At 67.0% G+C, this 24,471-nt stretch carries 25 protein-coding genes; 3 read left to right on the top strand and 22 right to left on the bottom strand.

Annotated elements, in window-relative coordinates:
- The first annotated feature begins 7 nt into the window (after positions 1 to 7).
- A complete protein-coding gene (locus ABRP28_RS14845) occupies positions 8 to 733 on the top strand; it encodes an aspartate/glutamate racemase family protein (RefSeq protein WP_350003561.1) in 726 nt (241 codons plus the stop codon).
- 6 nt (positions 734 to 739) lie between these two features.
- On the opposite strand, the gene ABRP28_RS14850 is transcribed toward ABRP28_RS14845, so the two are convergent.
- The 9 genes from ABRP28_RS14850 to ABRP28_RS14890 form a co-directional block, all read right to left on the bottom strand.
- Positions 740 to 1,660 (bottom strand): diacylglycerol kinase family protein, encoded by a 921-nt coding sequence (locus ABRP28_RS14850; RefSeq protein WP_350003559.1) that lies wholly within the window; start codon positions 1,658 to 1,660, stop codon positions 740 to 742.
- A 104-nt stretch (positions 1,661 to 1,764) separates the two neighbouring features.
- A complete protein-coding gene (locus ABRP28_RS14855) occupies positions 1,765 to 3,138 on the bottom strand; it encodes an NAD(P)(+) transhydrogenase (Re/Si-specific) subunit beta (RefSeq protein ID WP_350003557.1) in 1,374 nt (457 codons plus the stop codon).
- The gene (locus tag ABRP28_RS14860; protein ID WP_231457821.1) at positions 3,135 to 3,452 is read right to left on the bottom strand and encodes an NAD(P) transhydrogenase subunit alpha; all 318 of its coding nucleotides are present in this window, start codon (positions 3,450 to 3,452) and stop codon (positions 3,135 to 3,137) included. Before ABRP28_RS14860 ends, ABRP28_RS14855 begins: the two co-directional genes overlap by 4 nt.
- Positions 3,452 to 4,621 (bottom strand): Re/Si-specific NAD(P)(+) transhydrogenase subunit alpha, encoded by a 1,170-nt coding sequence (locus ABRP28_RS14865; RefSeq protein WP_350003554.1) that lies wholly within the window; start codon positions 4,619 to 4,621, stop codon positions 3,452 to 3,454. Before ABRP28_RS14865 ends, ABRP28_RS14860 begins: the two co-directional genes overlap by 1 nt.
- Before the next feature lie 175 nt (positions 4,622 to 4,796).
- On the bottom strand, positions 4,797 to 5,129 hold the full coding sequence (locus ABRP28_RS14870; protein ID WP_350003553.1) for an MmcQ/YjbR family DNA-binding protein: 333 nt from the start codon (positions 5,127 to 5,129) through the stop codon (positions 4,797 to 4,799).
- Entirely contained in the window at positions 5,119 to 5,988 is an 870-nt protein-coding gene (locus ABRP28_RS14875; RefSeq protein WP_350003551.1) for an IclR family transcriptional regulator C-terminal domain-containing protein, read from the bottom strand. The genes ABRP28_RS14870 and ABRP28_RS14875 overlap by 11 nt, the downstream gene beginning before the upstream one ends.
- Positions 5,989 to 6,026: 38 nt before the next feature.
- On the bottom strand, positions 6,027 to 7,559 hold the full coding sequence (locus ABRP28_RS14880; protein ID WP_350003550.1) for a tripartite tricarboxylate transporter permease: 1,533 nt from the start codon (positions 7,557 to 7,559) through the stop codon (positions 6,027 to 6,029).
- Complete coding sequence (locus ABRP28_RS14885) at positions 7,556 to 8,110, bottom strand: tripartite tricarboxylate transporter TctB family protein (RefSeq protein ID WP_350003548.1); 555 nt, start codon at positions 8,108 to 8,110, stop codon at positions 7,556 to 7,558. Before ABRP28_RS14885 ends, ABRP28_RS14880 begins: the two co-directional genes overlap by 4 nt.
- A gap of 71 nt (positions 8,111 to 8,181) precedes the next feature.
- Complete coding sequence (locus ABRP28_RS14890) at positions 8,182 to 9,153, bottom strand: tripartite tricarboxylate transporter substrate binding protein (protein WP_350003546.1); 972 nt, start codon at positions 9,151 to 9,153, stop codon at positions 8,182 to 8,184.
- A gap of 227 nt (positions 9,154 to 9,380) precedes the next feature.
- On the opposite strand from ABRP28_RS14890, the gene ABRP28_RS14895 reads away from it, so the two are divergent.
- Positions 9,381 to 10,253, top strand: coding sequence for a shikimate dehydrogenase (locus ABRP28_RS14895; protein WP_350003545.1), 873 nt, complete (start codon positions 9,381 to 9,383; stop codon positions 10,251 to 10,253).
- Positions 10,254 to 10,282: 29 nt separating this feature from the next.
- Here the strand turns inward: ABRP28_RS14895 and ABRP28_RS14900 are convergent, their stop codons facing one another.
- The 12 genes from ABRP28_RS14900 to ABRP28_RS14955 all read right to left on the bottom strand — a co-directional run bounded on the left by ABRP28_RS14900 (position 10,283) and on the right by ABRP28_RS14955 (position 21,688).
- Positions 10,283 to 11,086, bottom strand: coding sequence for an IclR family transcriptional regulator C-terminal domain-containing protein (locus ABRP28_RS14900; RefSeq protein WP_350003543.1), 804 nt, complete (start codon positions 11,084 to 11,086; stop codon positions 10,283 to 10,285).
- A 22-nt stretch (positions 11,087 to 11,108) separates the two neighbouring features.
- Entirely contained in the window at positions 11,109 to 11,786 is a 678-nt protein-coding gene (locus ABRP28_RS14905) for a 3-oxoacid CoA-transferase subunit B (RefSeq protein ID WP_350003542.1), read from the bottom strand.
- 1 nt (position 11,787) lies between these two features.
- The gene (locus ABRP28_RS14910) at positions 11,788 to 12,477 is read right to left on the bottom strand and encodes a 3-oxoacid CoA-transferase subunit A (protein ID WP_350003540.1); all 690 of its coding nucleotides are present in this window, start codon (positions 12,475 to 12,477) and stop codon (positions 11,788 to 11,790) included.
- Positions 12,478 to 12,481: 4 nt separating this feature from the next.
- Positions 12,482 to 13,714, bottom strand: coding sequence for a thiolase family protein (locus tag ABRP28_RS14915; RefSeq protein WP_350003538.1), 1,233 nt, complete (start codon positions 13,712 to 13,714; stop codon positions 12,482 to 12,484).
- Entirely contained in the window at positions 13,711 to 14,151 is a 441-nt protein-coding gene (pcaC, locus tag ABRP28_RS14920; protein WP_350003536.1) for a 4-carboxymuconolactone decarboxylase, read from the bottom strand. The genes ABRP28_RS14915 and pcaC overlap by 4 nt, the downstream gene beginning before the upstream one ends.
- Entirely contained in the window at positions 14,148 to 14,966 is an 819-nt protein-coding gene (locus ABRP28_RS14925) for an alpha/beta fold hydrolase (protein WP_350003534.1), read from the bottom strand. The genes pcaC and ABRP28_RS14925 overlap by 4 nt, the downstream gene beginning before the upstream one ends.
- Positions 14,959 to 16,449 carry a lyase family protein gene (locus ABRP28_RS14930; RefSeq protein WP_350003532.1) on the bottom strand — a complete coding sequence of 497 codons (1,491 nt, stop codon included), beginning with the start codon at positions 16,447 to 16,449 and terminating at the stop codon, positions 14,959 to 14,961. The genes ABRP28_RS14925 and ABRP28_RS14930 overlap by 8 nt, the downstream gene beginning before the upstream one ends.
- Positions 16,446 to 17,024: a protocatechuate 3,4-dioxygenase subunit alpha gene (pcaG, locus tag ABRP28_RS14935; protein ID WP_350003531.1), complete on the bottom strand. Its 579-nt coding sequence runs from the start codon at positions 17,022 to 17,024 to the stop codon at positions 16,446 to 16,448. Before pcaG ends, ABRP28_RS14930 begins: the two co-directional genes overlap by 4 nt.
- Positions 17,025 to 17,028: 4 nt before the next feature.
- A complete protein-coding gene (pcaH, locus tag ABRP28_RS14940; protein WP_350003530.1) occupies positions 17,029 to 17,916 on the bottom strand; it encodes a protocatechuate 3,4-dioxygenase subunit beta in 888 nt (295 codons plus the stop codon).
- Positions 17,917 to 17,970: 54 nt separating this feature from the next.
- Positions 17,971 to 19,845: a TIM barrel protein gene (locus tag ABRP28_RS14945; protein ID WP_350003528.1), complete on the bottom strand. Its 1,875-nt coding sequence runs from the start codon at positions 19,843 to 19,845 to the stop codon at positions 17,971 to 17,973.
- Positions 19,845 to 20,726 (bottom strand): shikimate dehydrogenase, encoded by an 882-nt coding sequence (locus ABRP28_RS14950; RefSeq protein WP_350003526.1) that lies wholly within the window; start codon positions 20,724 to 20,726, stop codon positions 19,845 to 19,847. The genes ABRP28_RS14945 and ABRP28_RS14950 overlap by 1 nt, the downstream gene beginning before the upstream one ends.
- A 134-nt stretch (positions 20,727 to 20,860) precedes the next feature.
- Positions 20,861 to 21,688 carry an IclR family transcriptional regulator gene (locus ABRP28_RS14955; RefSeq protein WP_350003525.1) on the bottom strand — a complete coding sequence of 276 codons (828 nt, stop codon included), beginning with the start codon at positions 21,686 to 21,688 and terminating at the stop codon, positions 20,861 to 20,863.
- Between the two features lie 230 nt (positions 21,689 to 21,918).
- Between ABRP28_RS14955 and ABRP28_RS14960 the strand changes: the two genes are divergently transcribed.
- A complete protein-coding gene (locus ABRP28_RS14960) occupies positions 21,919 to 23,238 on the top strand; it encodes an MFS transporter (RefSeq protein WP_350003523.1) in 1,320 nt (439 codons plus the stop codon).
- A gap of 146 nt (positions 23,239 to 23,384) precedes the next feature.
- On the opposite strand, the gene ABRP28_RS14965 is transcribed toward ABRP28_RS14960, so the two are convergent.
- A complete protein-coding gene (locus ABRP28_RS14965) occupies positions 23,385 to 24,461 on the bottom strand; it encodes an ATP-dependent DNA ligase (RefSeq protein WP_350003521.1) in 1,077 nt (358 codons plus the stop codon).
- Positions 24,462 to 24,471 lie beyond the last annotated feature (10 nt).

Raw genomic sequence — 24,471 nt, forward strand, 5'->3', positions numbered from 1 at the left:
AGCACCAATGCCATCAACAACGCGTCCCCGCAGGATCGGCATGATCGTGCCGTCCTCCAACACCTGCCTGGAGCCGCAGACCTACCGGATCCTGGGCGGCCGCACCGACGTCACCGTCCATTTCACCCGCATTCCGGTCACCAGGATCGCCTTGGACAACTCCTCCGACCGCCAGTTCGATCCGGCGGTCATGCGGGAGGCCGCCAAGCTGCTGACGACGGCGGACGTGGACGTTATTGCCTGGAACGGCACCTCCGGTTCCTGGCTTGGTTCCGCGCACGACCAGGACCTGGTCCAGGAGATCACCGAAGCCACCGGAGTACCCGCCACTACGTCCACCCTGGCCTACCTTGAGGCCTTCCGGACTTTTGGCACAGAGCGGATAGCGCTGTTCACCCCCTACACGGAGGATGTGAACCACCAGGTGATCGCTTCCTACGAGCGGGAGGGCATCAAGACCGTGGACCACCGCGCCTTGGGCCTGAGCGACAACGAGTCCTTCGCCCGGGTAACAGACGATGAGATGCGTCCAGGCTCACTGGAACTCGCAGCCGCGGCGCCGGACGCCCTGGTGTATCTGTGCACCAACCTCTATGGCGCCAATATCACGGCGGAAATCGAGGAGGGTACGGGAGTGCCGGTGCTCGATTCCGTGGCCGTGACCCTCTGGCATGCGCTGCGGCTCGCCGGCGCACCGCTGCTGAACCCGCGGTGGGGGAGGCTACTCGCCTAGGAAGAGCTACATCCGGAGGGTCAGGGCGGACGGGTCCATGGTCATGACGACGTGCTTGCCCTGCCCTTCGTGATCGCCGTCCAGCTGGTAGTCGTCGTTGTGCTCCAGGGCGATCTCCACGGTCTTGCCTTGGAAGTATTCAACAGCGGTGTCCTTGCTCCGGCCCTTGCCGATCATCCCGGCCACCACTGAAAGCCAGCCCAGCTTCCCGTGGTGGGGCGCCAGCACGGCCACGTCCAGCAGGCCGTCGTCCATCTTGGCCTCCGGGAAGATCTCCAGGCCGCCCTGGACCTTGCCACAGTTGCCCACCATAACGCTGCGGACTCCGCGGTGAACCGCGGTCTGGCCATCGATCACAATGGTGGCCTTGACCGGCTTGCCAGGCAGGTTCCGGATGCCAGCGTCCACGTAGGCCAGCCAGCCCACTTTGTCCTTCAGGTCCTCGTTGGTATCAGCCATGATGGTGGCGTCGTACCCCACGCCGGCCATGACCAGGAACAGCTGCTCCATGTCCGGATCGCTGCGGCGGGCACGGACCACGTCGATCTTCCGCTCGATGCCGGTCAGGGCCCCGGCCATGGCGCCGTCGTAATCGGTGACGTCCATGCCGAGGTTGCGGGCCAGGAGGTTTCCGGTGCCCAGCGGAAGCAGCCCCATCGGCACGTCTCCTCCGGACAGCACTTCAGCGACGCACCGGACCGTTCCGTCACCGCCGGCGGCGATGACGATGTCCGCCCCCTGCGCGAGAGCTTCCTTGGCCTGGCCGACACCGGGGTCCTCCTTGGTGGTTTCGAACCACATCGGCTCGCCCCAGCCGTTTTCCACGCAGTGCTTTGCCACCAGGCCGCGCACGTCGATGTCCACCGGCTTGGCGGGATTGACGATGATTGCAGCGCGCTGGAGAGAGGTGGAGCTGTTGGCAGTCATGGTGTCCTCTGGTGGCAAGTGGAAAGGCTACTTCTGAAAGAAGACTAGCCTGCCCCGCGCGGGCTTCGAAGCAGGTTGGCAGGAGCTTCGCCGCGAGGGCGCGGCTACAAGGCCTTCACGGCGCCGAGCACCTGCGCCAGCGAGTCCTTGGCATCGCCGAACAGCAGCGACGTCTGCGGCTCGTACAGCAGGTCGTTCTCGATCCCGGCGAACCCTGGCCGCATGGAACGCTTGAGGAAAACCACCTGCCGGGCGTCCGCCACTTCCAGGATGGGCATGCCGTAGATGGGTGAGCCGGTGGACGTCTTGGCTGCCGGGTTCACGACGTCGTTCGCGCCCACCACCAGCGCCACATCCGCCGTCTTGAACTCGGGGTTGATCTCCCCCATTTCCTTGAGGGACTCGTACGGCACGTTGGCCTCGGCCAGCAGCACGTTCATATGTCCGGGCATCCGACCGGCCACGGGATGGATGGCGAAGTCCACCTCGATCCCGCGGCTTTCCAGCGCCAGGGCCAGCTCGGCCGCAGTGTGCTGGCCCTGGGCCACGGCCAGCCCATAACCGGGAACAATGATGACGCGCTGCGCGTAGCCGAGCAGGACCGCAACGTCCTCGGCGCTGGAAGACCGGACGGGACGCTCACTCACGGTGGTGGATCCCGCCGTCGAACCTCCCCGGAACGCTCCGAACAGGATGCCCGCCACGCTGCGGCCCATCGCAGCCGCCATGGCCCGGGTGAGGATAGTGCCCGAGGCACCCACCAGGGTGCCGGCCACCACCAGCAGCACGTTGCCAAGCACCACGCCGGAGGCGGCGACGGCCAGGCCGGTGAATGCGTTCAGCAGGGAGATGACGATGGGGACGTCGGCGCCGCCCACGGGCAGGACCAGCAGGATGCCAGCCGCCAGGCCCAGGACCAGCAGCAGCACCCCAAGCGGAAGGGAACCGGTAAATACGACGACGGCGGCGGCCGCCACAGCGGCAAGCAGCACCGCCGCCATCACCACGGGGAGCCCGCGGAACACCACCGGCCGCGTGGTCATCAGTTCCTGCAGCTTGGCGAACGTGACCCCCGAGCCTGCGAAGGACACGGCACCCACCAGGAGCGTGAACACGATGGCCAGCCGCACCCAGGGATCGGCTGCGTGGCTCAGTTCGAGAAGCGCAACGAGGGCAGCCGCTCCGCCGCCAACGCCGTTGAAGGCCGCAACCAGCTGCGGCATCTGCGTCATCTTCACGCCCCGGGCCACGGGCGCCGCCACCACCGTGCCCACGGCGATGGAACCAAGGATCCACGGGACGTTGTCCAGCTGCGCGGACAGGAACACGGTGACGACGCCGATCAACGCACCCAGCGCACCGATCAGGTTGCCGCGGCGGGCAGTCCGCGGGGAACTGAGCCCGCGCAGCGCCAGAATGAAGAAAACCGCGGCGACGAGGTACAGCAGTGACGTCCAGACCGGATTAAGGAGGCTCACTTGCTGTCCGCCTTCGTCGACGGGGTCCTGGCAACCTGTTTCCTGGCATGGAACATGTGCAGCATGCGGTCGGTCACCACGAAGCCGCCCACCAGGTTGGCGGTGGCAAGGACGACGGCGAGGAGCGCCACCGCGAGCACCCATGGGTCCGCTGCCTGGCCGGCCACAATGATGGCACCCACCAGGATGATGCCGTGGATGGCATTAGCTCCGGACATCAGCGGCGTGTGCAGGGTGCTGGAGACCTTGGACACCACCTCGAAGCCGACGAAGACGGCCAGGACCGTGATGGTCAGCAGGCTCATTCCGTCCATCAGAGTGCTCCTTCCCGCGAGGTGGCGGCCCGCTCGGCAAGCAGGTCCGCCGTCGGCTGGTGCCGCACCGTGCCGTCGTGGGTGAGGCAAGCCCCGGCGATGACCTCGTCGCTGAAGTCGGGGACCAGCGCACCGTCCCGGACCATCAGCACCAGCAGGTTGGCGACGTTCTTGGCGTACAGGCGGGAGGCGTCCGACGCCATGGCGGAGGGTGCGTCCTTCAGGCCGACCAGCGTAACGTGGCCGGAGCCGTCCGCGGTGGGGATGGGCACATCCTGGCCTGGCACGGCGCCTTCCACGTTGCCGCCCGAGTCCGCAGCGAGGTCGACGACGACCGAACCGGCCCGCATACCCTGCACCATCTCGCGTGTGACCAGGAGCGGTGCCCGCCTTCCGGGGACGGCCGCCGTCGTGATCAGTACATCCGCCTGTGCCACGTGCGGTGCCAGCAGCTGGCGTTGCCGGGTGCCGGCGTCGGAACTGAGCTGGCGGGCGTAGCCGCCGGCGGCCTCTGCCGTTTCGAGGTCCAGCCGGATGAAGGTGCCGCCCATGGAGGCTACCTCGTCCGCGGAAGCGGGGCGGATGTCGTTGGCGAAGACCCGCGCGCCGAGCCGCTTTGCCGTACCGATGGCCTGCAGGCCCGCCACCCCCGCCCCCAGGACCAGGACCCGGGCGGGCGGGACGGTGCCGGCGGCTGTCATGTACAGCGGGAAGAACCGGGGCAGCCGGATGGCTGCCTCAAGGACGCAGCGGTACCCGGCCACGAGGGCCTGGGAGCTGAGTGCGTCCATGGACTGGGCCCGGGAGATGCGGGGCACGAGTTCCAGGGCGAAGGATGTCACGCCGGCCTCGGCGAGCGCATGGACGGTTGGCAGTTCGGACGACGGCGACGCCAGGCCCACGGAGACGGCGCCCCTTTTCAGGGACCGGGCAGTGTCCGGGTCGAGGGGCCGGACGTGGGCGAGGACGTCCAGCTGGGCGGGATCAAGGCCGGGGACAATATGTGCGCCCGCCTGGCTGTAGGCGAGGTCCGGGTACCCGGCCGCCGCGCCGGCGTCTTCCTCGAGGAGTATCTCGACGCCGAGCGCCACCAACTGCTTGACCGTTTCCGGTGTGGCGGCCACGCGCCGTTCACCCTCCCGGCGTTCCCGCGGTATGCCCAGTTTCACCCGCCGACTCCCCTCGCTGCATGTATGCGGGAGCGCCGCCCTGCTGGGCCGTCCCTGGTCCAGGTGGGCCAGGGGGCTTCGCGGAGCGGCGCTGCTGCACGTAGTTGGCTTGAGTCTATGGCCCGCACCGCCGGTGCGGGAGTAGGGCGGCGTGCTTGGGTGGCAAACAGTTACCTTACGTATCGCTTGGACGTCCGCGGCTGCTGTGTTCCCCGCCCGCCAGCCGGTAGGAGTCCTGCAGCAGTTCCGCCAGCAGCTTCGCGTCGATCCGGTCCAGCCGCACCAGTACCAGCTGGGGAGAGCGCTCGTGGTGCGGGGTCCAGAAGAAGGTGTCCGGCTCCGTTCCCGCCAACGCCTCGCGTTCTTCGGTCTTGACGGCGAGGACTCCGGGTTCCCAGATGCGGGCCATTAAGGTCCTGGCGAACCAGGCGGGCTGGCCCCAGCTCAGCCGCTCCGTGACGCCCGGCATCGCCAGGGCAATCCTGCGGACCTCGGCTTCAGTGGCCATGAACCACAGTTGCACCCGCCATTGCAGGCCGCAGTACATCCATCCCGCCGAAGCGTCTTGCGGGGCGGCCCTGGTAGTCCAGCCCTATGTCACGCGCTGTTTCCTGCAGGAGCGGGACAACAGTCTGTTCAATCACATCCTGGCTGGAGCGGTGCGTCTGCAAGGAGACGTTGACGGCGCCGACAGCCTCGTCTCCGCACCAGATGGGAACGGCAACGCCGCGGAGGCCGTTCTCCAGTTCCTGGGAGACCATGGACCACCCCTGGCTCCGGGCAAGGCTGACCTCGTCCTTGAGGGCCTCCAGGCTGCCGACGGAGTGCTCGGTATAACGCTGCAGGTGGACTGATTCGTAGTACGCATCCAGGCTGCCGGCCGGCAGGGCAGCGAGGAGCACCCGGCCCATGGACGTCGCCCACGCCGGAAACCTGGTGCCCACGCTGATGGATACGTTGAGCAGGCGCGGGGACGGGACACAGGCGACATAGGCGACGTCCGCCCCATCAAGCACGCAAAGCGACGCCGTCTCGCCGAGCTCGGACGCCAGCAATTTGAGGTGCGGCTCGGCAACACGGGGAAGGGACAGGATGGAGAGGAAGGAGGAACCCAGCTCCAGGGAGCGGGCGGTCAATTCAAAAGATTGTCCGTCGGTCCGCAGGTAACCAAGGTCCGCCAGCGTTAGCAGGAACCGCCGGGCAGAAGCGCGCGTTATGTCCGTCGCCGCCGCGATCTGGGAGACGGTCAGGCGGGGGGTTTCCGAGGTGAACGCCCTGAGGACGTCAAAGGCCTTCCCCACCGACTTCACAAAGTACGCCGGATGTTCTTCCATGAACTTCTTGCCCTTCCGAGAAATACGGGACACCGGGTCCACCTGGGTGGACCCGGCATCCTTGAGCGTATCTAGCTGGAAACCTTCGCCTGGTCCGCTCTGGCACCCTCTGCCTTGCGCCGCTTCAGCTGGGCGCGGAGGGGAGGGACAACCAGCGCCGCGGCAGAGATGGCAAGGAGCACCAGCGCAATGGGACTGGTGAAGACGGATGCCCACCCGTCAGTGATGAGGGCGCGGCGCAGGTTTGCCTCCGCCAGAGGCCCCAGGATCAGGCCCAGAACGGCGGGTCCTGCAGGGAAACCGAAGCGCAGCATGAACAGCCCCACGGCGCCGAAAATCATCATCATGAACACATCGAAGACGCTGTTGTTGATGGAGTACGTCCCCACCATGCAGAAGATCAGGATGATGACCCACAGGTAGTGGCTGGGCAGTTCCAGCAGTTTGACCATGCCGCGCATGCGCAGCAGGCTCAGCCCGAGGGTCAGGATGGTGGCGATCAGCATGATGGTCACCAGCGAGGAGACGAGGTCCGGCCGGCTGCTGAAAAGGCTGGGCCCCGGCTGGATGCCCCAGATCATCATGGACCCGATCATGACGGCCATGACGGAATCGCCGGGGACGCCGAGCGCCATGGTGGTGGTCACGCTGCCGCCAAGGGTTGCCGTGCTGGAGGTATCGCCGGCAGTCAGACCCTCCAGGGAGCCCTTGCCGAACTCCTCCGGGTGCTTGGAGACTTTCCTGGCGTTGTCCCACGCGATGATGCCTGCGATGTCGCCGCCCACTGCCGGGACAAGGCCGACGACGGATCCGGTCACCGCGCCGATTCCCATCGGTTTGAACAGCCGCTGCATCAGTTTCCGTCCGGGCATCCACTGGCCCAGCTGGGTGACGGGCTTGACGTGGTGCAGGTGCCTGCGCCTGGTGAGGATCTGGTTGAGGACTTCCGCTACGCCGAAGAACCCGATGATGACCGGAATGAACGGTATGCCGCCGTTCAGTTCCAGGACATTCAGGGTGAAGCGCGCGTCACCGGTGATGGGATCACGGCCCACGGTGGCCAGCAGCAGACCGAAGGCTCCGGCGGCAAGGCCCTTGAGGATTCGTCCCGAGGAAACACCCACCATCATCGTCAGGCCGAAAACCACCAGCGCGAACATTTCCGGCGGCCCGAACTGCCGGGCGAACTCCGAAAGGGGTACCGCGGCAACCGCCAGGATGAGGATGCCAAAAAGCATGCCGAAGGCCGAGCCGAAGGCGGACGTTGTCAGGGCCAGCCCCGCTTGTCCTTTCAGGGCAAGCGGGTAGCCGTCAAAGGTTGTGGAGATGGAGGCAGGAGTGCCCGGGGTGTTGATGAGGATGGCCGGCACCCGGTCCCCGAACTGGGCCGCCACATAGATGGTCAGCAGGACGGCGAGGCCCTGGATAGGTTCCAGCGTCAGTGTGAACCCGCTGGCCAGGGCCACGGCCATGGTGGCGGTCACACCCGGGAATGCACCCACGAGCATGCCCACCAGGATGCCCAGGCCGATGTACAGGAGGGTATCGACCTGGAGGACGGTCACGATGCCGTCCGTAACGGGTGAGGCAGCGATCTGGATCATAGGTTCACCCGCAATGCGACGACGAAAAGGAAATGGAGGAGGGCCGTAACGATGGCCGGGAACACGATCAGTGGCCTCCAGCCCCGGCCGCCGTACAGAGCCGTCAGCGCGACGCACGTTGCGAACGTAATCAACCAGAACTGGAGGACGTTCCACAGCAGGAGGTAGCCCACCAGGATTACCGCCGTCAGCAGCATCCTGCCGATGCCCCACCCGCTGAGCGGATCAGGGAGGTTGGCCCGGCTGACCCCGCGCAGCACGTTGATCACCACCTGCAGGACGCCGAAAACGATAAGACTCCATGCGAGCATGGTGGGCCAGAAGGGAGGCCCGAGTTCCACCCGGACCCCTGAACGGATGCCCTGGGCGAGCACCAGGACCAGGATGCCGAGGCCTATGGTGACCGCAGCTGGAACCAGTTCCCTGAGCCGGTGCGCGCGGTCCGTAACCAGCACCTCGGACGCCGGGTGGATATGGGCTTCGGCGTGGTCCTGCTCAGGGTCTGTTGGGTTGAGGCCTGCCGGCGGCCCTGTTGCTGTGTGATCGTTCATTGCGGTTCCTCAGTAGGGGCCGGCCAGCGGAAGGCTGGCCGGCCCGTCTGCCTCGAAGTGTGTGCCTGGCGCTACTTGCCCTGCGCGAGCTTGATCCACGGTCCGTAGCGGTCGGCTTCCTCGTCAAGGAACGCCTTCATCTCCTCCGCGTCCTTGAAAGTGGGTACAAGGTTGGAACCTTCGATGACCTTCTTGTACTCCGGGTCCTCAACAGCCTTGCCCATGGCGTCGGAGAGCTTGCTGACAACTTCCTCGGGTGTACCGGCCGGAGCCATGATCCCCACCCATGAAGCATTCTGCAGGTCAATCCCTTCTTCCTTGGCGGTGGGGACGTCCGGGTTCTTTGGATCCCGTTCCTCCGTCAGCATGGCCAGGTAGCGGAGCTTGCCTGCGTCCACCTGGTTCTTCTGCGTGCCGATCGCATCGATCGAGAAGTCGACGTCACCGGCCGCCGCAGCGGCAACGGCCGGGGCGGAGCCGTCAAACGGTACAGATGTGAGCTCGATTCCGGCAAGTTCCTGGAAGCCCTGGGCGGGGGAATCCCAGACCGAGCCAACACCCGGGCTGGAGTAGGTGACCTTTCCGGGATTGGCCTTGGCGTCCGCGACGAGGTCCTTGAGCGACTGATAGGGGCTGTCCACCGGGACAGCGATGGCACCGGGTCCGGCCAGGCCCTGGCCAATCGGCGCGTAGTTGGACGGGTCAATGTCGTAATCCTGGAACTGCAGGGTGGCTACCTCTACGCCCATCATCGAAAGGTTGTAGCCGTCCGGCTTTTGGTCCTTCAGCCAGTTGTAGGCCACCGACCCGTTGGCCCCCGGCTTGTTTTCGACGATGACCTCGACGCCCAGCTCTTTTTCCAGCAGCGGTGCAATGGTACGGGCCGTCAGGTCCCCCGAGCCGCCTGCGGCCCAAGGAACGGTCAGCCGGATGTCCTGCGCGGGGAAGTCGGCTTCGGAACTGCTGTTGCTGCCCGAGGCGCAACCAGTCAGCGCAAGCAACCCCGCCGTGCCCACTGCGAGTGATTTTAGAAGGGTTTTCACTACGGTTTTCTCCTTTGATACCCGTAATCCGACAAGGCTGCCGGCTATCATCTCCGACAGTGCACCTCATCTGGGATTTTGTACGCATCACGAACATGTGTGCATAAAACGTACAGTAGTTGTAATCTAGTTCACATCGAGGCCCGGAACAAGGCCGCGGCCGAAATTGTGACCAAGCAATCCGACCCATGGACGCTTCGCACTGGCGGGGCCGGAAGGTGGACAGAATGAGTACTCCGGCGGAGTCATACCTGGTGGGGTTGATCGGCGAAGGAACCACGCACTCCCTGACCCCTGCCCTCCACGAGCGGGAAGCCGACCATCACGGACTGCGGTACATCTACCGGACCGTGGACCTGACTGTCCTGGCACGTCCGGCCGGAGACGTGGGGGCCCTGCTCTCGGCCGGACGCGACCTCGGCTTCAATGCCTTCAACATCACCGTTCCCGCCAAACAGGTTGTCCTTGGGTACCTTGACGATCTCTCGGATGATGCGGCGCGGCTGGGGGCCGTCAACACCGTCCTTATCCGTGATGGCAAGTTCATCGGCCACAACACCGATTACTCCGGATTTGGCTCCGCCCTTGAGGAAGGCCTTCCAGGCGCGTCCCTTGGACGTGTTGTGCAGCTGGGCGCTGGCGGCGCCGGCGCCGCTACGGCCTACGCGCTCCTGGCAGCAGGAGCTGAGCACCTGTGCGTCCTGGACCTTGATCCCGCCCGTTCCCGGGAGCGGGCCGAGGCCCTGGCGCGGCACTTCCCGGACAGGAACATCGAATGGCGGCCGATGAGTGAGGTGGCCGATGTGATGTCCGACGCCGACGGGCTGGTGCATGCCACCCCTGTGGGGATGCACGCCCATCCGGGCATGCCCCTGGACGGGGACCTGCTCCAATCCCGGCACTGGGTGGCCGATATTGTCTACCGCCCGATCGAAACTGGGCTGCTCAAGGCAGCCGCTGCCAAAGGGTGCCGCGTGCTGGACGGCGGCCACATGGCCGTGGGCCAGGCAGTGGACGCCTTCCGCCTCATCACGGGCGTGGAACCGGACCGCTCACGCATGAGGGAGCATTTCCTGTCCATGCTCCGGCGGGGGGCCTAAGCATCAACAGTATGCGCCCCCTGGACCGGCTAACCCCGTGCGCTGAGGTCGGCGGAGATGAGTTTCGCCGTCGCAATGATCTCCTGTGCCACCGAAGCCAGGAAGGCGTCCGGGTCCGGCTTGGCAGCGACGGACTGGGCCTGCAGGGACACGTTGACAGCGGCAACCACCTTGGAGCGGTCGTACACAGGGGCGGCCACGGACATCAGGCCAAGCTCCAGCTCCTGGTCCAGCAGGCACCAGCCCTGCGCCCGGACTGTCTCCAGGACTGACAGAAGGTCCTTGACGGTGCCCAGGGCGCGCGGGGTCAGCGGTTTGATCTCGGCGGCGGCCAGATAGGACTTCAGGTCCGCCGGCGGCAGTCCCGCGAGCAGGACGCGGCCCATCGACGTGGCGTACGCCGGGAAGCGGGTGCCCACGGTGATGCCCACATTCATGATCCGGCGGGTGGTCACCCGGGCGATGTAGGCGATGTCAGTCCCGTCGAGCACTGCGGCAGAAGTGGATTCCCCCAGCTTCAGGGACAGTTCCTCAAGGTGCGGCTGCGCCATCTGCGGCAGCGACAGCCCGGACAGGTACGCGTAGCCCAGCTGGAGCACCTTGGCCGTGAGCGCGAATGTTTTACCGTCGGTCCGCACGTAGCCCAGTTCCACTAGGGTATGCAGGAACCGCCGGGCAGTGGCGCGCGTCAGCCCGGTGCGGGCTGCCACCTCCGTCAGGGTCATCACCGGGTGGTCCGTATCGAAGGAACGGATCACGGCGAGCCCGCGGGCCAGGGACTGGACATACTGGTCGCTGGCCTGCGGGGCCCCCGCTGATGCTGCGTCGGTCATGGTTACCAATCCTAGGGCCGGTTCAGGCCGCGGCAGCCGCCTTCAGCGGGACGGGAACCAGTTCCTGGAGCTCTTCAAGGGTGCAGCCGAAGGTTTCGCGGACGGTGATGCCGCCGGGTCCGGTGAGGAAGACGGCTTTGTCGGTGTAGACGCGGGTAACGCAGCCGACGCCGGTGAGCGGGTAGGTGCAGGACTCCACGATCTTGGAGGCACCCTCGCGGGTGAGGAGGGTCATCATGACGAAGACGTCCTTGGCGCCGGTGGCCAGGTCCATGGCGCCTCCGACGGCGGGAATCGCCCCGGGTGCCCCGGTGTGCCAGTTGGCGAGGTCACCGGTGACTGATACCTGGAATGCGCCGAGCACGCAGATGTCCAGGTGCCCGCCGCGCATCATCGCGAAGGAGTCGGCGTGGTGGAAGTACGAGGCGCCGGGGAGTTCGGTGACGGGGATCTTGCCGGCGTTGATGAGGTCCTCGTCGATCTCATCACCCTTGGCTTCCGGGCCCATGCCCAGCATCCCGTTCTCCGTGTGAAGCGTGATGCCCTGTTCCGCGGTGAGGTAGTTGGACACGAGGGTGGGCTGGCCGATGCCAAGGTTCACGAACGATCCTGGGGCGATGTCCCTGGCCACCAGGCGGGCGAGGTCGTCCCGGCTCAGCGGGGCCTCGGAGGTTCTGATGCTCGATTCCATAACGCCCATGTCAGGCCACCTTCTCGCTCGAGCCAGCATCCGCGGGGACGCGGACCACAGTATTGACGTAGATCCCGGGAGTGACCACGTTTTCCGGGTCCAGCGCCCCGGTGGGAACGATCTCGGAGACCTGGACGATGGTGTGCTTTGCGGCCGCGGCCATGATCGGACCGAAGTTCCGGGCAGTCTTGCGGTACACCAGGTTGCCCTTGCCGTCGGCCTTGAGTGCCTTGATGAGGGCGACGTCGGCATGGATGGGGGTTTCAAACACCTGGCCGCGGCCGTCGATGATCCGGGTTTCCTTGCCTTCGGCCAGCATGGTCCCGTACCCGGTGGGCGTGAAGAATCCGCCGATCCCCGCGCCGGCGGCCCGGATGCGCTCGGCCAGGTTGCCCTGCGGCACCAGTTCCAGCTCGATCTGCCCTGCCTTGTACCTGGCGTCAAAGTGCCAGGAATCGGACTGGCGCGGGAAGGAACAGATCATCTTCCTCACCCGGCCTTCCTTGATCAGCAGCGCCAGGCCCTGGTCTCCCTGGCCCGCGTTGTTGTTCACCACCGTCAGGTCCGTGGCGCCGCAGTCCAGCAGCGCATCGATCAGCTCGAACGGCTGCCCGGCGTTGCCGAACCCGCCGATCATCACGGTGGAACCGTCCTTGATTCCGGAGACGGCCTCCTGGACCGACTCTACAAAGTTCAGCATTGCCTTAGGCCTTTCCTGTGTTGGTGCCTGCGGAGGCGGTGACGTTTTCAAGCACCACGGCCAGGCCCTGCCCGACGCCGATGCAGATCGCGGCAACGCCCCAGCGTTCACCGGAGGCCTGGAGGGACCGGGCGAGGGTGCCGAGGATGCGGGTGCCGGAGGCACCGAGCGGGTGGCCCATGGCGATGGCCCCGCCGTGACGGTTCACAATGGAGGGGTCGATGCCCCAGGCGTTGATGCACGCCAGGGACTGCGCGGCGAACGCTTCGTTAAGTTCGACGGCGCCTACCTGGTCCCAGCCGATGCCCGCCTTCGCGAGGGCTTTGTTTGCCGCCTCCACCGGGGCGTACCCGAAAAACTGGGGATCGTTCGCGTGCGCCCCGCGCCCGGCGATGCGGGCCAGTGGGTCCAGGCCCAGCAGCCCGGCGGCAGCCTCGGATCCGATCCAGGCCGCGGAGGCGCCGTCAGACAGCGGGGATGCGTTGCCCGCCGTGACGGTGCCGCCTGCTTCGGCGCCCTCGGGCTCGTTACGGAACACGGTCTTCAAGGCGGCGAGCTTCTCGGCGGTGGAGCCGGGACGGATGCCCTCGTCCCGGACCAGGTCGGTGCCGGGCACCGGTGCCACCAGGTTGTCGTAGAACCCCTCGTCCCACGCCGCGGCGGACAGGTTGTGGGAGGCAGCGGCGAACTCGTCCTGCTGCTCGCGGGTGACTCCGTATTTCTCGCGGAGCCGTTCGGTGGCCTCGCCCAGGGAGATCGTCCATTCCTTCGGCATGGCCTTGTTCACCAGGCGCCAGCCCAGGGTGGTGGAAGCCAGGGTCATGTCCCCGGCCGGGTAGGGCTTCTCCGTTTTCGGCAGCACCCAGGGCGCGCGGGACATCGACTCCGCCCCGCCCACCAGCATCAGCTCGGCGTCACCGGCGTTGATCTGCCGCGAGGCGATAATCGCGGCATCAAGGGACGAGCCGCAGAGCCGGTTGACCGTGGTCCCCGGAATCGAGACCGGAAGCCCGGCCAGCAGCGTCCCCATCCGGGCGATGTTCCGGTTCTCCTCGCCCGCACCGTTGGCGTTGCCGAAAACAACCTCATCGATCCGCTCCGGATCCAGCCCCGGCGCCCGCTTCACGGACTCCCTGATCACGTGCGCGGCAAGGTCATCCGGACGGACCCCGGCGAGGCCGGAACCGAATTTACCGAACGGGGTGCGCACGGCGTCGTACACAAAAGCCTGGTTCATGGGGTTGCATCCATTTCTCGAAAAACCTGCTGGGCGGTCTTGAAGGCGGTGTTGGCGGAGGGCACTCCGCAGTAGATTGCGGTTTGCAGCAGGATCTCCTTGATCTCGTCCCTGCTGAGGCCGTTGGTGAGGGCGGCCCGGATGTGCATGGCCAGCTCCTCCCAGTGCCCGTGCGCCACCATGGCGGTGATGGTGACGGCGGAGCGCATCTGGCGCGTAAGGCCGGGCCGGGTCCAGATCCCGCCCCATGCGATCCGCGTGATCATGTCCTGGAAGTCGTCGGTGAATTCGTCCTTGGTGGTGTTGGCCCGGTCCACGTGGGCGTCACCCAGGACCTCGCGCCGGACCTTCATTCCGCCGTCGTAAATGTCCTGGCTGGTGGCGGCCGGCTGGACGACGCCGTTGCGTTCGGGGTTCTTCCCCTCGCTGCCGCTCACTTGGCTGCTCCCCGCGATTCGGCCCAGGTGATGAGGCTGCGCATCAGCTCGGCCACGTGGGCGGGGGCTTCGGCGGGGGCAAGGTGCGCCACGCCTTCTAGGGTGACAGCGGTGGCGGTTCCGCCGCCGGCCGTGATCCCGGCCGCCACGTCTTCAGCGAACGACGGCGGCGCCACCCCGTCCAGCGCCCCGGCGATGACCTGGGTTGGCACCCGGATGCTGCCCAGGTCCTCCCGGACGTCGAAGGCCGCCAGCGCTTCACAGCAGAAGGCGTAGCTGAACCGGTCGGCGTCGCGCAGGGCATGCAGGAGCCTGCTGCTGAGCTCGGGCTCGCGTTCCATGAAACCAGGGGCAAACCAGCGTTCCGCGGAGCCCTGGATCATCACCGGGGTACCCTGGCTGCGGACCGTTTCCGCCCGTTCCAGCCACCCTTCGGGCGTGCCCAGCTTGGCGCCGCTGCACTGCACGGACAGGCTCTTGAGGCGCTCCCCGTGCTTGATGCCCAGCTGCAGGCCGGTGGCACCGCCCAGGGAAACGCCGGCGTAATGGAAGGCCTCCCCGGGGGCGATGGAATCCACGAGCTCCACGACCGCATCAGCCAGCGCGGCGACGTCGAACGTTTCGGTGGCGGCGGGCGAGACGCCGTGGCCGGGCAGGTCCCAGGCCACCACGTCGTAGTCGTTGCCCAGTACGGAGGCGGTGCGGTTCCACAGGATGGTGGAGGTACCCAGGGACGGACCCACCACCAGCAGGGGATGCTCACCCAGCGGCCGCTGGGGAGAGAGCAGGGCGGCTTTCAGGGCAGGTTTAGCCACGGGGGCCTCCGTTCGGATCGGTATCGGGAAGTGCAGTGGGTGCCGCAAATTCCGGGAAGGCGGCCAGGATGCGGCGGGAAATGGCTGCCGCCTCGCCCAGGTAGTTGGCGGGATCGAGGAGTTCTTCGAGGCGGAGGTCGGTAAGCACCCCGGGCGGCACGGCGCCCCGGAGCAGCTTGCGGTAGGTGGCCCCCTGCGCCCCGGCTGGTGCCTGCAGGGTCTGGTCCACGATGGCCTGCAGCTGCTCCTTCCCGGTGAGGCCGTCCTTCTCCTCCAGCAGGGGCGACACCGCCGCACCCACCCCCTCGGCCAGGAGCAGCGGGCCGGCGAGGTCCAGGTTGCGGCGCATGGCGTCGGGGAAGGCCTGCAGGCCCTCGGCGAGCTCGCGGACGTGCCCGGCCGCCCCCAGCGCCAGGGCCAGGAGCTGCCGGAGGGCGGGCCACTCGGTATGCCACGCAGCGTCCGGGCGCTCATCGTTGAAGTTGGCTGCCGCCAGGTGCAGCTGCGCGGCAAGACCGGGCGCCTGCAGCGCAGCGCTGCGGACCAGGACGGACAGCACGGGGTTCTGCTTCTGCGGCATGGCAGAGGAGACGCCGCGGCCGGCAGCGCGCGGCTCGGCCAGCTCGCCGACCTCGGGCCTGCTCAGGAACAGGACGTCCGCGGCGATCTTTCCGAATGCGTCCAGCACTGCCGCCAGGGCGTTGCCCAGGGACGTGACCACCAGCCGGTTGGTGTGCCAAGGCGCTGCCGCCGGGGCCAGGCCCAGCTGTGCCGCCAGGGCATCGGCCAGGCTGAAGGGGGTGCTTGATGACCCGGAGGCCAGGACGGTTCCTGCGGCCAGGGTCCCCGCCGCGCCGCCGAACTGGACCGGAAACGCCAGGCCTTCGAGCTGGCGGCCCGCGGCGGCGACGCCGTGGAACCACTGCGCAGCCCGCAGGCCGAACGTGAAGGGCAGGGAATGCTGGGTCAGGCTCCTGCCCACGCACAGCGTGTCCGCGTGCTCTTCCGCCAAACTGGCGAGCGCCGCCGCGGTGCGCTTCAGGTCGCCCATCAGCGCCTCCACGGTATTGCGGGCCAGCAGCATCAGGGCGGTATCCAGCACGTCCTGGCTGGTGAGGGAGGTGTGGACTGCCTTCCCTGCGCCGATGCCGGCACCATCCAGCGCCTGGACATTCTTCCGCAGGTCCGCCAGCAGCGGGATCACCGGGTTGCCGCCGCCCTGGGCACGGCGGGCTATGCCTGCCACGCTGTACCTGCCGGGCTCGGCCGCGGCGGAGACGACGGCGGCGGAACCGGCGGGCGCCAGGCCCGCCTTTTCCAGCACGGCGGCCCAGCCAGACTCGACGGCGAGGATCGCCGCCAGCACAGCCTGGTCACCCGTCAGCGCACCCACCAGGGGCGAGGCCGAGACGGGACTAAGCAGGCCGGCGTCGCCCTCTCCCCCGAAGACGCCCGCATCTCCCAGGCCGGCGGACCCGGTCACTGGAAGTCCAGGAAGACTGTCTCGCCCTCACCCTGGAGGCGGACGTCCCAGGTGAGGCCCCCGTCTGCGTCGCGGCGGGCGATCAGCGTCTTGCGGCGCTCGGGATCCAGGGAGCTGAGCAGCGGGTCGTTGGCGAGCGCCTCCGTGTCCTCGGGGAGGTAGATGCGGGTGAAGAGGCGGTTGGTCAGGCCGCGGGCGAAGATGGCCACGGAGATAAAGGGCGCCGCCGCCGGTTTGCCAGGGACCGGTTTGGCGGGGCCCGGGTTCACCGTGGTGAAGGTGAAAACTCCGGAGTTGCCCACGGCGCCGCGGCCCCACCCGGTAAAGGTGTAGCCGTCGCGGACCAGGGACCCGGTCTTCTGGACAATGTTGCCCTCGGCGTCGGGCTGCCAGATTTCCAGGATGGCGTCCGGAATGGGCTGGCCGGAGCCGTCGTAGACGGTTCCCTGCAGGCGGATGGAGCCCGGCGAGCCGGGGGCGAGGAGTTCGTTGTCCTTCTCGAACGGCAGGGCGTAGCCGTAAAACGGTCCGACGGTCTGCCCCGGGGTGGGGACAAGTTTGGCCTGGTTGCTCATATCCCTATTCGCCTGCCTCTTCGTTGCTGTCGCCTGCCGGACCGAACGCCTCGTTTTCCGTCCACGTCCGCTTGGGGCCGGTCAGGACGATGTCCCAGTTGTAGCCAAGGGCCCACTCGGGTTCGGTGAGGCTGTGGTCGTACGTGGCCACCAGGCGGTCGCGGGCATCCTGGTCCACGATGGTCTGGTAGATCGGGTCCAGCGGGAACAGCTGGTCGCCCGGGAAGTACATCTGGGTGATGATCCGCTGGGTGAATTCGGTGCCGAACAGGGAGAAGTGGATGTGCGCCGGGCGCCAGGCGTTCAGGTGGTTCTTCCACGGGTACGCGCCGGGCTTGATGGTGGTGAACCGGTAGGACCCGTCCGGGCCGGTGATGCAGCGGCCGATACCCGTGAAGTTCGGGTCGATTGGCGCCGGGTGCTGGTCGCGTTTGTGGATGTACCGGCCGGAGGAGTTGGCCTGCCAGATCTCCACCAGCTGGCCGGCAACGGGGCGGCCTTCGCCGTCCAGGACCCGGCCTGCCACGATGATCCGCTCGCCCTGGGGCTCGCCGTTGTGCTGGATGGTGAGGTCGGATTCGAGGGCGTGCACATCCTGGTGGCCGAAGGCCGGCGAGTACAGCTCGATGGTCTCCGGGTCCGCGTGGTGCAGGCTCTTGGTGGGGTGCCGCAGGATGCTGGAGCGGTAGGGCGGGTAGTCCAGCCGCGGCTGGATCTCGGCGGGGGAACCCTCTTTGAGGGCCCGTGCGTACGCTTCGCCCAGCGCGTTGATCTCTGCGCTGAGGTCAGCCTGGGTTTCAATGGCGCGGTCCAGGGGCATGTGGGCTGCCTTCGGCTCGGCGGGCGGCACAGACTCGTCGGTATCAAGATGGGCGTTGGTTTCTTCCGGCACGGCTGGCTCCTTTCTGGTTTTCGTTTAATCGGTGGGTGGTGCCTTGCGGGCTTTTCAGGTCCGGTGCAGCGAGTCGTACTGGACCGCGTGCCGGACTGGTGCGTTGGGCGCCCCGTACCCGTCATAGCCGCCGCGGCGCTCCACCATTTCAAAGAACACACTGCCTACCGTGGCGGTGTAGAAGTGGAGGAATTCACCGTCGGCATCCCGGTCGTAGAGGAGGTTGAGCTCCTTGAGGGTGGCCAGGAACCCGGGTTCGAGGTCGAACCGGGCGTCCAGGTCCTCGTAGTAGTTCGCCGGGATCTGCAGGAACTCGAGTCCCCGGTCCCGGGCGGCCCGGGCGGTGGCCACAAGGTCCGCCACGGCGAACGCGATGTGCTCCTGGTACGTCTTCCGGGCTTCGTTCTGCGCCTGCTGCACCGGCGCCAGGTTCAGCACCAGCCGCACCGCGCCGTCGGAGGTCTGCATGACCTGGGAGCGCACCAGTCCGCTGGGGCTGGGCACTTCGGCGAAGGGCTGCGGTTCCAGGGCCAGGGCGCTGGTGTAGAAGAGGACAGCTTCGTCAAAGTGCTGCCAGGGCTGGGCGAGGTTGACGTGGTCAATGACGGCGCTGGCGCCGCTCGAGGGGTGCTCCAGGCCCTCCCCGAATTCACGTGTCCAGGCGGCGGTGCCGTCGGGGCTGCCCTGGCACAGGAAGATCTCGGTGGAGTCCGGCGCGGAGATGCCCTGGAAGACTTCCTCATCGGCCTGGACCTTGCGGGCCACCACGGGCGCCTTGAGCTGCTGGGCCCGGGCTGAGGCGATGACGGGCGAATCGACGTCGAAGCCCAGGGCGGCGATGGCGGGTTCGGCATGGACGGCTGCCTGCTCGTTGATGATCACGCGGGCCTGGCCCATGGTCCACAGCTGGACATCCTTGGTGCGGTGCCTGCCCTCGAACCCGAAGCCGAGCTGCCCCAGGAGCTTTTCCAGCTGCGCGGTGTCGTCCGCCTTGACCTCGGCGAAGTTGAAGCCTGCGGGTTCACTCACCTTGGGCAGCGTGGCCAGTTCCATGGGATAACGACGGCGGGACGCGGCACCGGAGCCGGCTGCACCACTTGCGGAGGTGCTTGCCAGCCATGTTGCGCTCTGTTCCTCCAGCCAGATCAGCGAACGCATGGCGTCCACCGCGGTGCGGTCCACATCCGACTGGCGGAAGACGTCGTTGAAGACTTCGAGGGACACGGGACCGGAGTAGCCGGCCCGGACCACGTGGCCCATGAATTTCCCGAGCTCGAACTGGCCCTCGCCCGGGAAGACGCGGTAGTGGCGGCTCCAGGAGAGGACGTCCATGGAGAGCTTGGGGGCGTCCGCCACCTGGACAAAGAAGATCTTTTCGGGGTTGAACGCCTCGATGGGCGCGGTGTCCCAGTCGCGGGAGAGGATGTGGAAGGAGTCCAGGCAGGTGCCGAAGTTGGGGTGGTCCACCATCTCCACCAGCTTGTACGCATGCTCGTAGTCGTTGACGTACTTGCCCCACGCCAGGGCCTCGTAGGCCACCTTGACGCCGTGGTTCCCGGCCAGCTCCGCAAGTTCGGAGAGCTGGGAGGCGCGGAGGCCGTCGTCGTCGATTGTTGCCGTGGCCACGTTGGAGCAGACCAGGATGGTGTCCATGCCCAGGCGGGACATCAGCTTGAACTTTGCCTCGGCCCGGCGGAGGTTGGCTGTGAGCAGGTCCGGCGTGACGCCGTCGAAGTCCCGGAACGGCTGGTAGAGGTCCAGCCCCAGGCCCAGGTCGGCAGCCATTTTCCGCACGTCCTCGGGGGTCAGCGGCGAGGTGACCAGGTCCTGCTCGAAAATCTCAATGCCGTCAAAGCCCGCAATGGCGCAGGCCTGCATCTTTTCCTTCAGCGTGCCGGAGAGGCACACCGTGGCGATTCCGGTGCGCATCAGGCGGCCACCTCCTCGGCGGCCACAAGCTCCAGGAAGTGGCTGCGCATGCGGTCCGGGTCCGCTTCGAGGCCGGTGAAGATGCGGAAGGCGTCGGCCGCCTGGCCCACCGCCATCCGGCCGCCGTCCAGCACCTGGCAGCCTTTGGCGCGGGCGGCGCGGACCAGTTCGGTGTCGATGGGGCGGTAGACAATGTCCGCCACCCAGTGGCGGGACTCCAAGAGGTCCAGGTCCAGCGGGACGCCGGGGTGCGCGGCCATGCCCACGGGAGTGCAGTGCACCAGCCCGTCAGCCAGCCGCATCAGCTGCGGCAGCTCCGCCGTCGTCCGTGCCGCCACGGTGCTGCCCGGGAAGAAACCGGCCAGTTCAGCCGCGCGGGCGGCGCCGCGGGCGGCGTCCATGTCCACGAGGTCCAGGTGGCGGACACCGGCGGTAAGGAGGGCGTAGGCGACGGCGGAACCCGCCCCGCCGGCGCCCAGCTGGACCACGCGGTCCAGCTTTGCGGCGGGGAGGCCGGAAGCCAGCGCGGCGGCAAAACCGGAGAAGTCGGTGTTGTGTCCTATGAACCGGCCGTCCTCGATCACCACCGTGTTCACGGCTCCAAGCCGCTGCGCGTCCGGTGACACTTCATTCAGGTGCTGCAGGACCAGTTGCTTGCAGGGGTGGGTGATGTTCAGGCCGTTGAAGCCGAGGGTGCGGGCACTCTTCAGGAGGTCACCCACGGATTCGCCGGGAAGGCCCAGTTCCAGGAGGTCGATGGGCCGGTAAAGGTAGCGCAGGCCCTGCACATCCCCTTCGCGTTCGTGCATGGGCGGGGTGAGTGACGGCATCACGCCATCGCCGACCAGTCCCACCAGGTAGGACTCAGTTCGATTACTCATCCGTGCAGCTCCTTTGGTACGGCACCGCCCACCGCGCTGGGCGGCAGTTCCGGTGCTGGAAATTACGATACAACATATGTTCTCGATTCGCACTCATGTTCGTAATGCGAACATGAGTGGAATGGTGGAAGAAATCAGCGCTGCGGCAGCCTCGCCGACAACTCGGCAGCGGCCTCCTTCAGCAACGGCACATGTGCAACCAGCTGCTCCACGCTGAGGCGAAAGACCGGCACGGCCGTTGCCAGCGAGGCAAACGCATGGCCCTGTGAGTTGAAGACCGGAACAGCGACAGCACGCATGCCCAGTTCGTTCTCCTCATCCATCACGGCGTAGCCGCTGCTCCGGACCTGCTCAATTTCAGCCCGGAAGGCGTCCCTGTCCGTGATGGAGAATTCCGTCAGCGGCGCAAGCTCCAACTCCTCCACCAGGCGCTGCCGCTCGCCGTCCTCTGCGAATGCCACCAACGCCTTGCCTACGGAGGTGGTGTGGAGCGCGCCAAGATGCCCCGGATCGCTGGTGACGCGGAACGTTTGGGGACCGTCCACTTTGTTCACGGTGAGGTAGTGGTCGCCGTCGCGGACACTGAGGATGGTGGCCTCGCCAGTCTGTTCCGTCACGCGCCGGAGGACCGGCAGGGCCGCGCCCGCGAAGCCGTGGTGGTTCGAGACCCGCTGGCCCAGCTGAAAGATCCGCAGGCCCAGGTGGTACCGGCGGCCGTCCGGCTCGTAGTCCACGAACCCGTCCCGCGTCAGGGAACCCAGCAGGCGGTACGTGGTACTGAAGGGCAGGTCCGCCCGCCGGGAGATTTCCGCGGCACTCGCACCGCGGGGCTCATCCCCCAGGAGGACCAGGAGGCCCAGGGCTTTGCCCACCATGTCAGTACGGTCTGCCCTGGCCTGCCTGGCGTCGGCCTTGATATCGCCAGCTGCGTCATCGTCAGCTGTGGTTCGGTTCACACTCATACCTCGATGTTGCCACAATGTGAGAGCTATTTCTAGATGGTGATTATTTTCTTGACAGGTGACTGCCCTCACAGCCATCATTGCTGTATCGCACAAGTAGCTCTCACCATGTGGCTACTCGCCGGGTCTTCTTTCGGACTCAGCCGCATCGCGCCCCGCCCGCACCAAGGCAGCGGCGGCTGCGACCCCCAGATCCATCCCGCGACAATGTCGTCACACAAAGGAACTCCATGAGCCAGACACTTCCGTCCGCCGGAACGGACACTGACACCCAGGGCCGCACCCCCAAGAAAGCAGCCGTCGCCAGCTTCCTGGGCAGCGCAGTCGAATACTACGACTTCTTCATCTTCGGCTCCGCCGCTGCGCTGATCTTCCCCACGGTCTTCTTCCCCGACGCCGATGCCAACGCCGCCATCATGTCTTTCGCAACCTTCGGCTTCGCCTACGTGGCCCGTCCCGTGGGCGCCGTCATCCTGGGGCACTTCGGTGACAGGGTGGGCCGCCGGAAGGTCCTGATGTTCACCCTCCTGCTGATGGGCGCCTCCACCTTCCTGATCGGCTGCCTCCCGGACTTCAACACCGTCGGCTGGTGGGCTCCCGCCCTGCTGGTGCTGGCCCGGCTCTGCCAGGGCCTTTCCGCGGCCGGAGAGCAGGCCGGCGCCTCCTCCATGACGCTGGAGCACGCCCCGGATAACCGCCGCTCCTTCTTCACCTCCTGGACCCTCACCGGCACCCAGGGCGGCCAGATCCTTGCCGCCCTCGTCTTCATCCCCGTCCTGGCCCTTCCGGACGAGATCAAGTACGGCATCGGCTGGCGCATCCCGTTCTGGCTGAGCGCCGTCGTCGTTGTTGTCGCGTTCATCATCCGCCGCACCCTGCACGAGCCGCCCGCCTTCGAGGAAGCCCAGAAGACCGCCCAGATCTCCAAGCTGCCGGTTGCCGATCTGCTCAAGGGCCACTGGCGCGACGTCCTCCGCGTCATCTGCTGCGCCTTCATTGCCGCCGTCTCCACCGTGTTCGGCACCCTGGCCATCAGCTACGCCAAGACCGTCGCCGGCGTGGACGGCACCACCACCCTGTGGCTCGTGGTCGGCGCCAACCTCGTGGCACTCGGCACCCAGCCCCTGTTTGGCATGCTCGCTGACAAGATCGGCCGCAAGCCCGTGTTCATCTACGGCGCCGTGGCCAGCGCCGCGCTGACTCCCGTGTTCCTGCTCAGCCTGGAATCCGGCAGCGTGCCGCTGATGTTCCTGGCCGCAATCGGCTTCTTCTCCTGCGGCTATGCGGCCTCCAACGCCGTCTGGCCGTCCTTCTACGCCGAAATGTTCAGCACCAAAGTCCGCTTCTCCGGCCTGGCCATCGGCACGCAGCTCGGCTTCCTGATGGCAGGGTTCGCGCCGGCCATCGTTGCAGCCATGGGCGGCATCAAGCCCGGCGGCTGGGTGCAGATCAGCATCTTCACCGCCCTTATCTGCGGCGTCGCGGCCATCTCGGCACTGACGGCCAAGGAAACCTTCAAGGTTCCCACCACGCAGCTCGGCCTGAAGTAGCTCCGGGGCTGCGCGCTCCTGCCCGGTTACTCCACGACAGCCCGCCATTCCTCCCCGGAATGGCGGGCTTTTTGCGTTCGAAACTTTGAGCCGGGGCGCAGCAACTGGGCGGGAACGCACGACGGGCGGGTGGCCGGCAAGCGTGGCTACGGCCGGCCGGTCTCCAGTACCGACCCCAGGTCGAAGCTGACCGGCTCCTCCAGCTGGGCGTAGGTGCATGACTCCGGGTCCCGGTCCGGGCGCCAGCGGTTGAACTGGGCCGTGTGCCGGAACCGGTCCCCCTCCATATGGTCGTACCGCACCTCCACCACCAGTTCCGGGCGGAGCGGGACGAAGGACAGGTCCTTGCCGGCGCTCCAGCGGCTGCCCTCGGCGTTGCGGGGCGTCCGTTCCCCCGCCTCCTGCTTGGCCCAGGCCCAGGGGTGGTTATCGAAATCCGTCACCAGCGGCTGGAGCTGTTCAAACAGTTCCTTGCGGCGCTTCATGGGGAAGGCACCGATGACGCCCACGCTGGCCAGGCTGCCGTCGTCCTTGTACAGCCCCAGCAGCAGCGAGCCGATGGCATCCGGCCCGCTCTTGTGGAGGCGGTAGCCGGCCACCACGCAGTCGGCAGTGCGCTCGTGCTTGGTCTTGAACATCACCCGCTTGTCCGGCTCGTACCGGCCGTCCAGGCGCTTGGCCACGATCCCGTCCAGGCCGGCGCCCTCGAACTGCTCAAACCACTGTTCCGCGGTGTCCTTGTCTGTTGTGGCGGCGGTGAGGTGGACCGGGGCTTTGCTTTCCGCGAGCGCCTTTTCCAGCGCTGCCCGCCGCTCGGTGAAGGGCCGGCCGGTGTAGTCGTGATCGCCCAGGGCAAGAAGGTCGAACGCCACGAAGGAGGCCGGCGTCTGGGAAGCAAGCAGCTTGACCCGGCTTGCCGCGGGGTGGATCCGCTGTTGCAGGGCGTCGAAGTCGAGGCGGTCCCCGGAGGAGCCCACCAGGATGATCTCTCCGTCCACCACGCAGCGTGGCGGCAGGTTTTCCTTCAGTGCCTCCACAAGCTCGGGGAAATACCTTGTCATGGGTTTTTCGTTGCGGCTGCCGATCTCCAGCTCGTCGCCGTCGCGGAAAATGATGGACCGGAAGCCGTCCCACTTGGGTTCGTAGCTGAGCTCCCCGTCCGGGACACCGCTGACGGCCTTGGCGAGCATGGGCGGGACGGGCGGCATCACGGGAAGTTCCATGCTGCCCATT

Origin of the sequence: Pseudarthrobacter sp. WHRI 8279 (assembly GCF_040224115.2) — a bacterium.
In the GTDB taxonomy this organism is placed as follows: Bacteria; Actinomycetota; Actinomycetes; order Actinomycetales; family Micrococcaceae; genus Arthrobacter.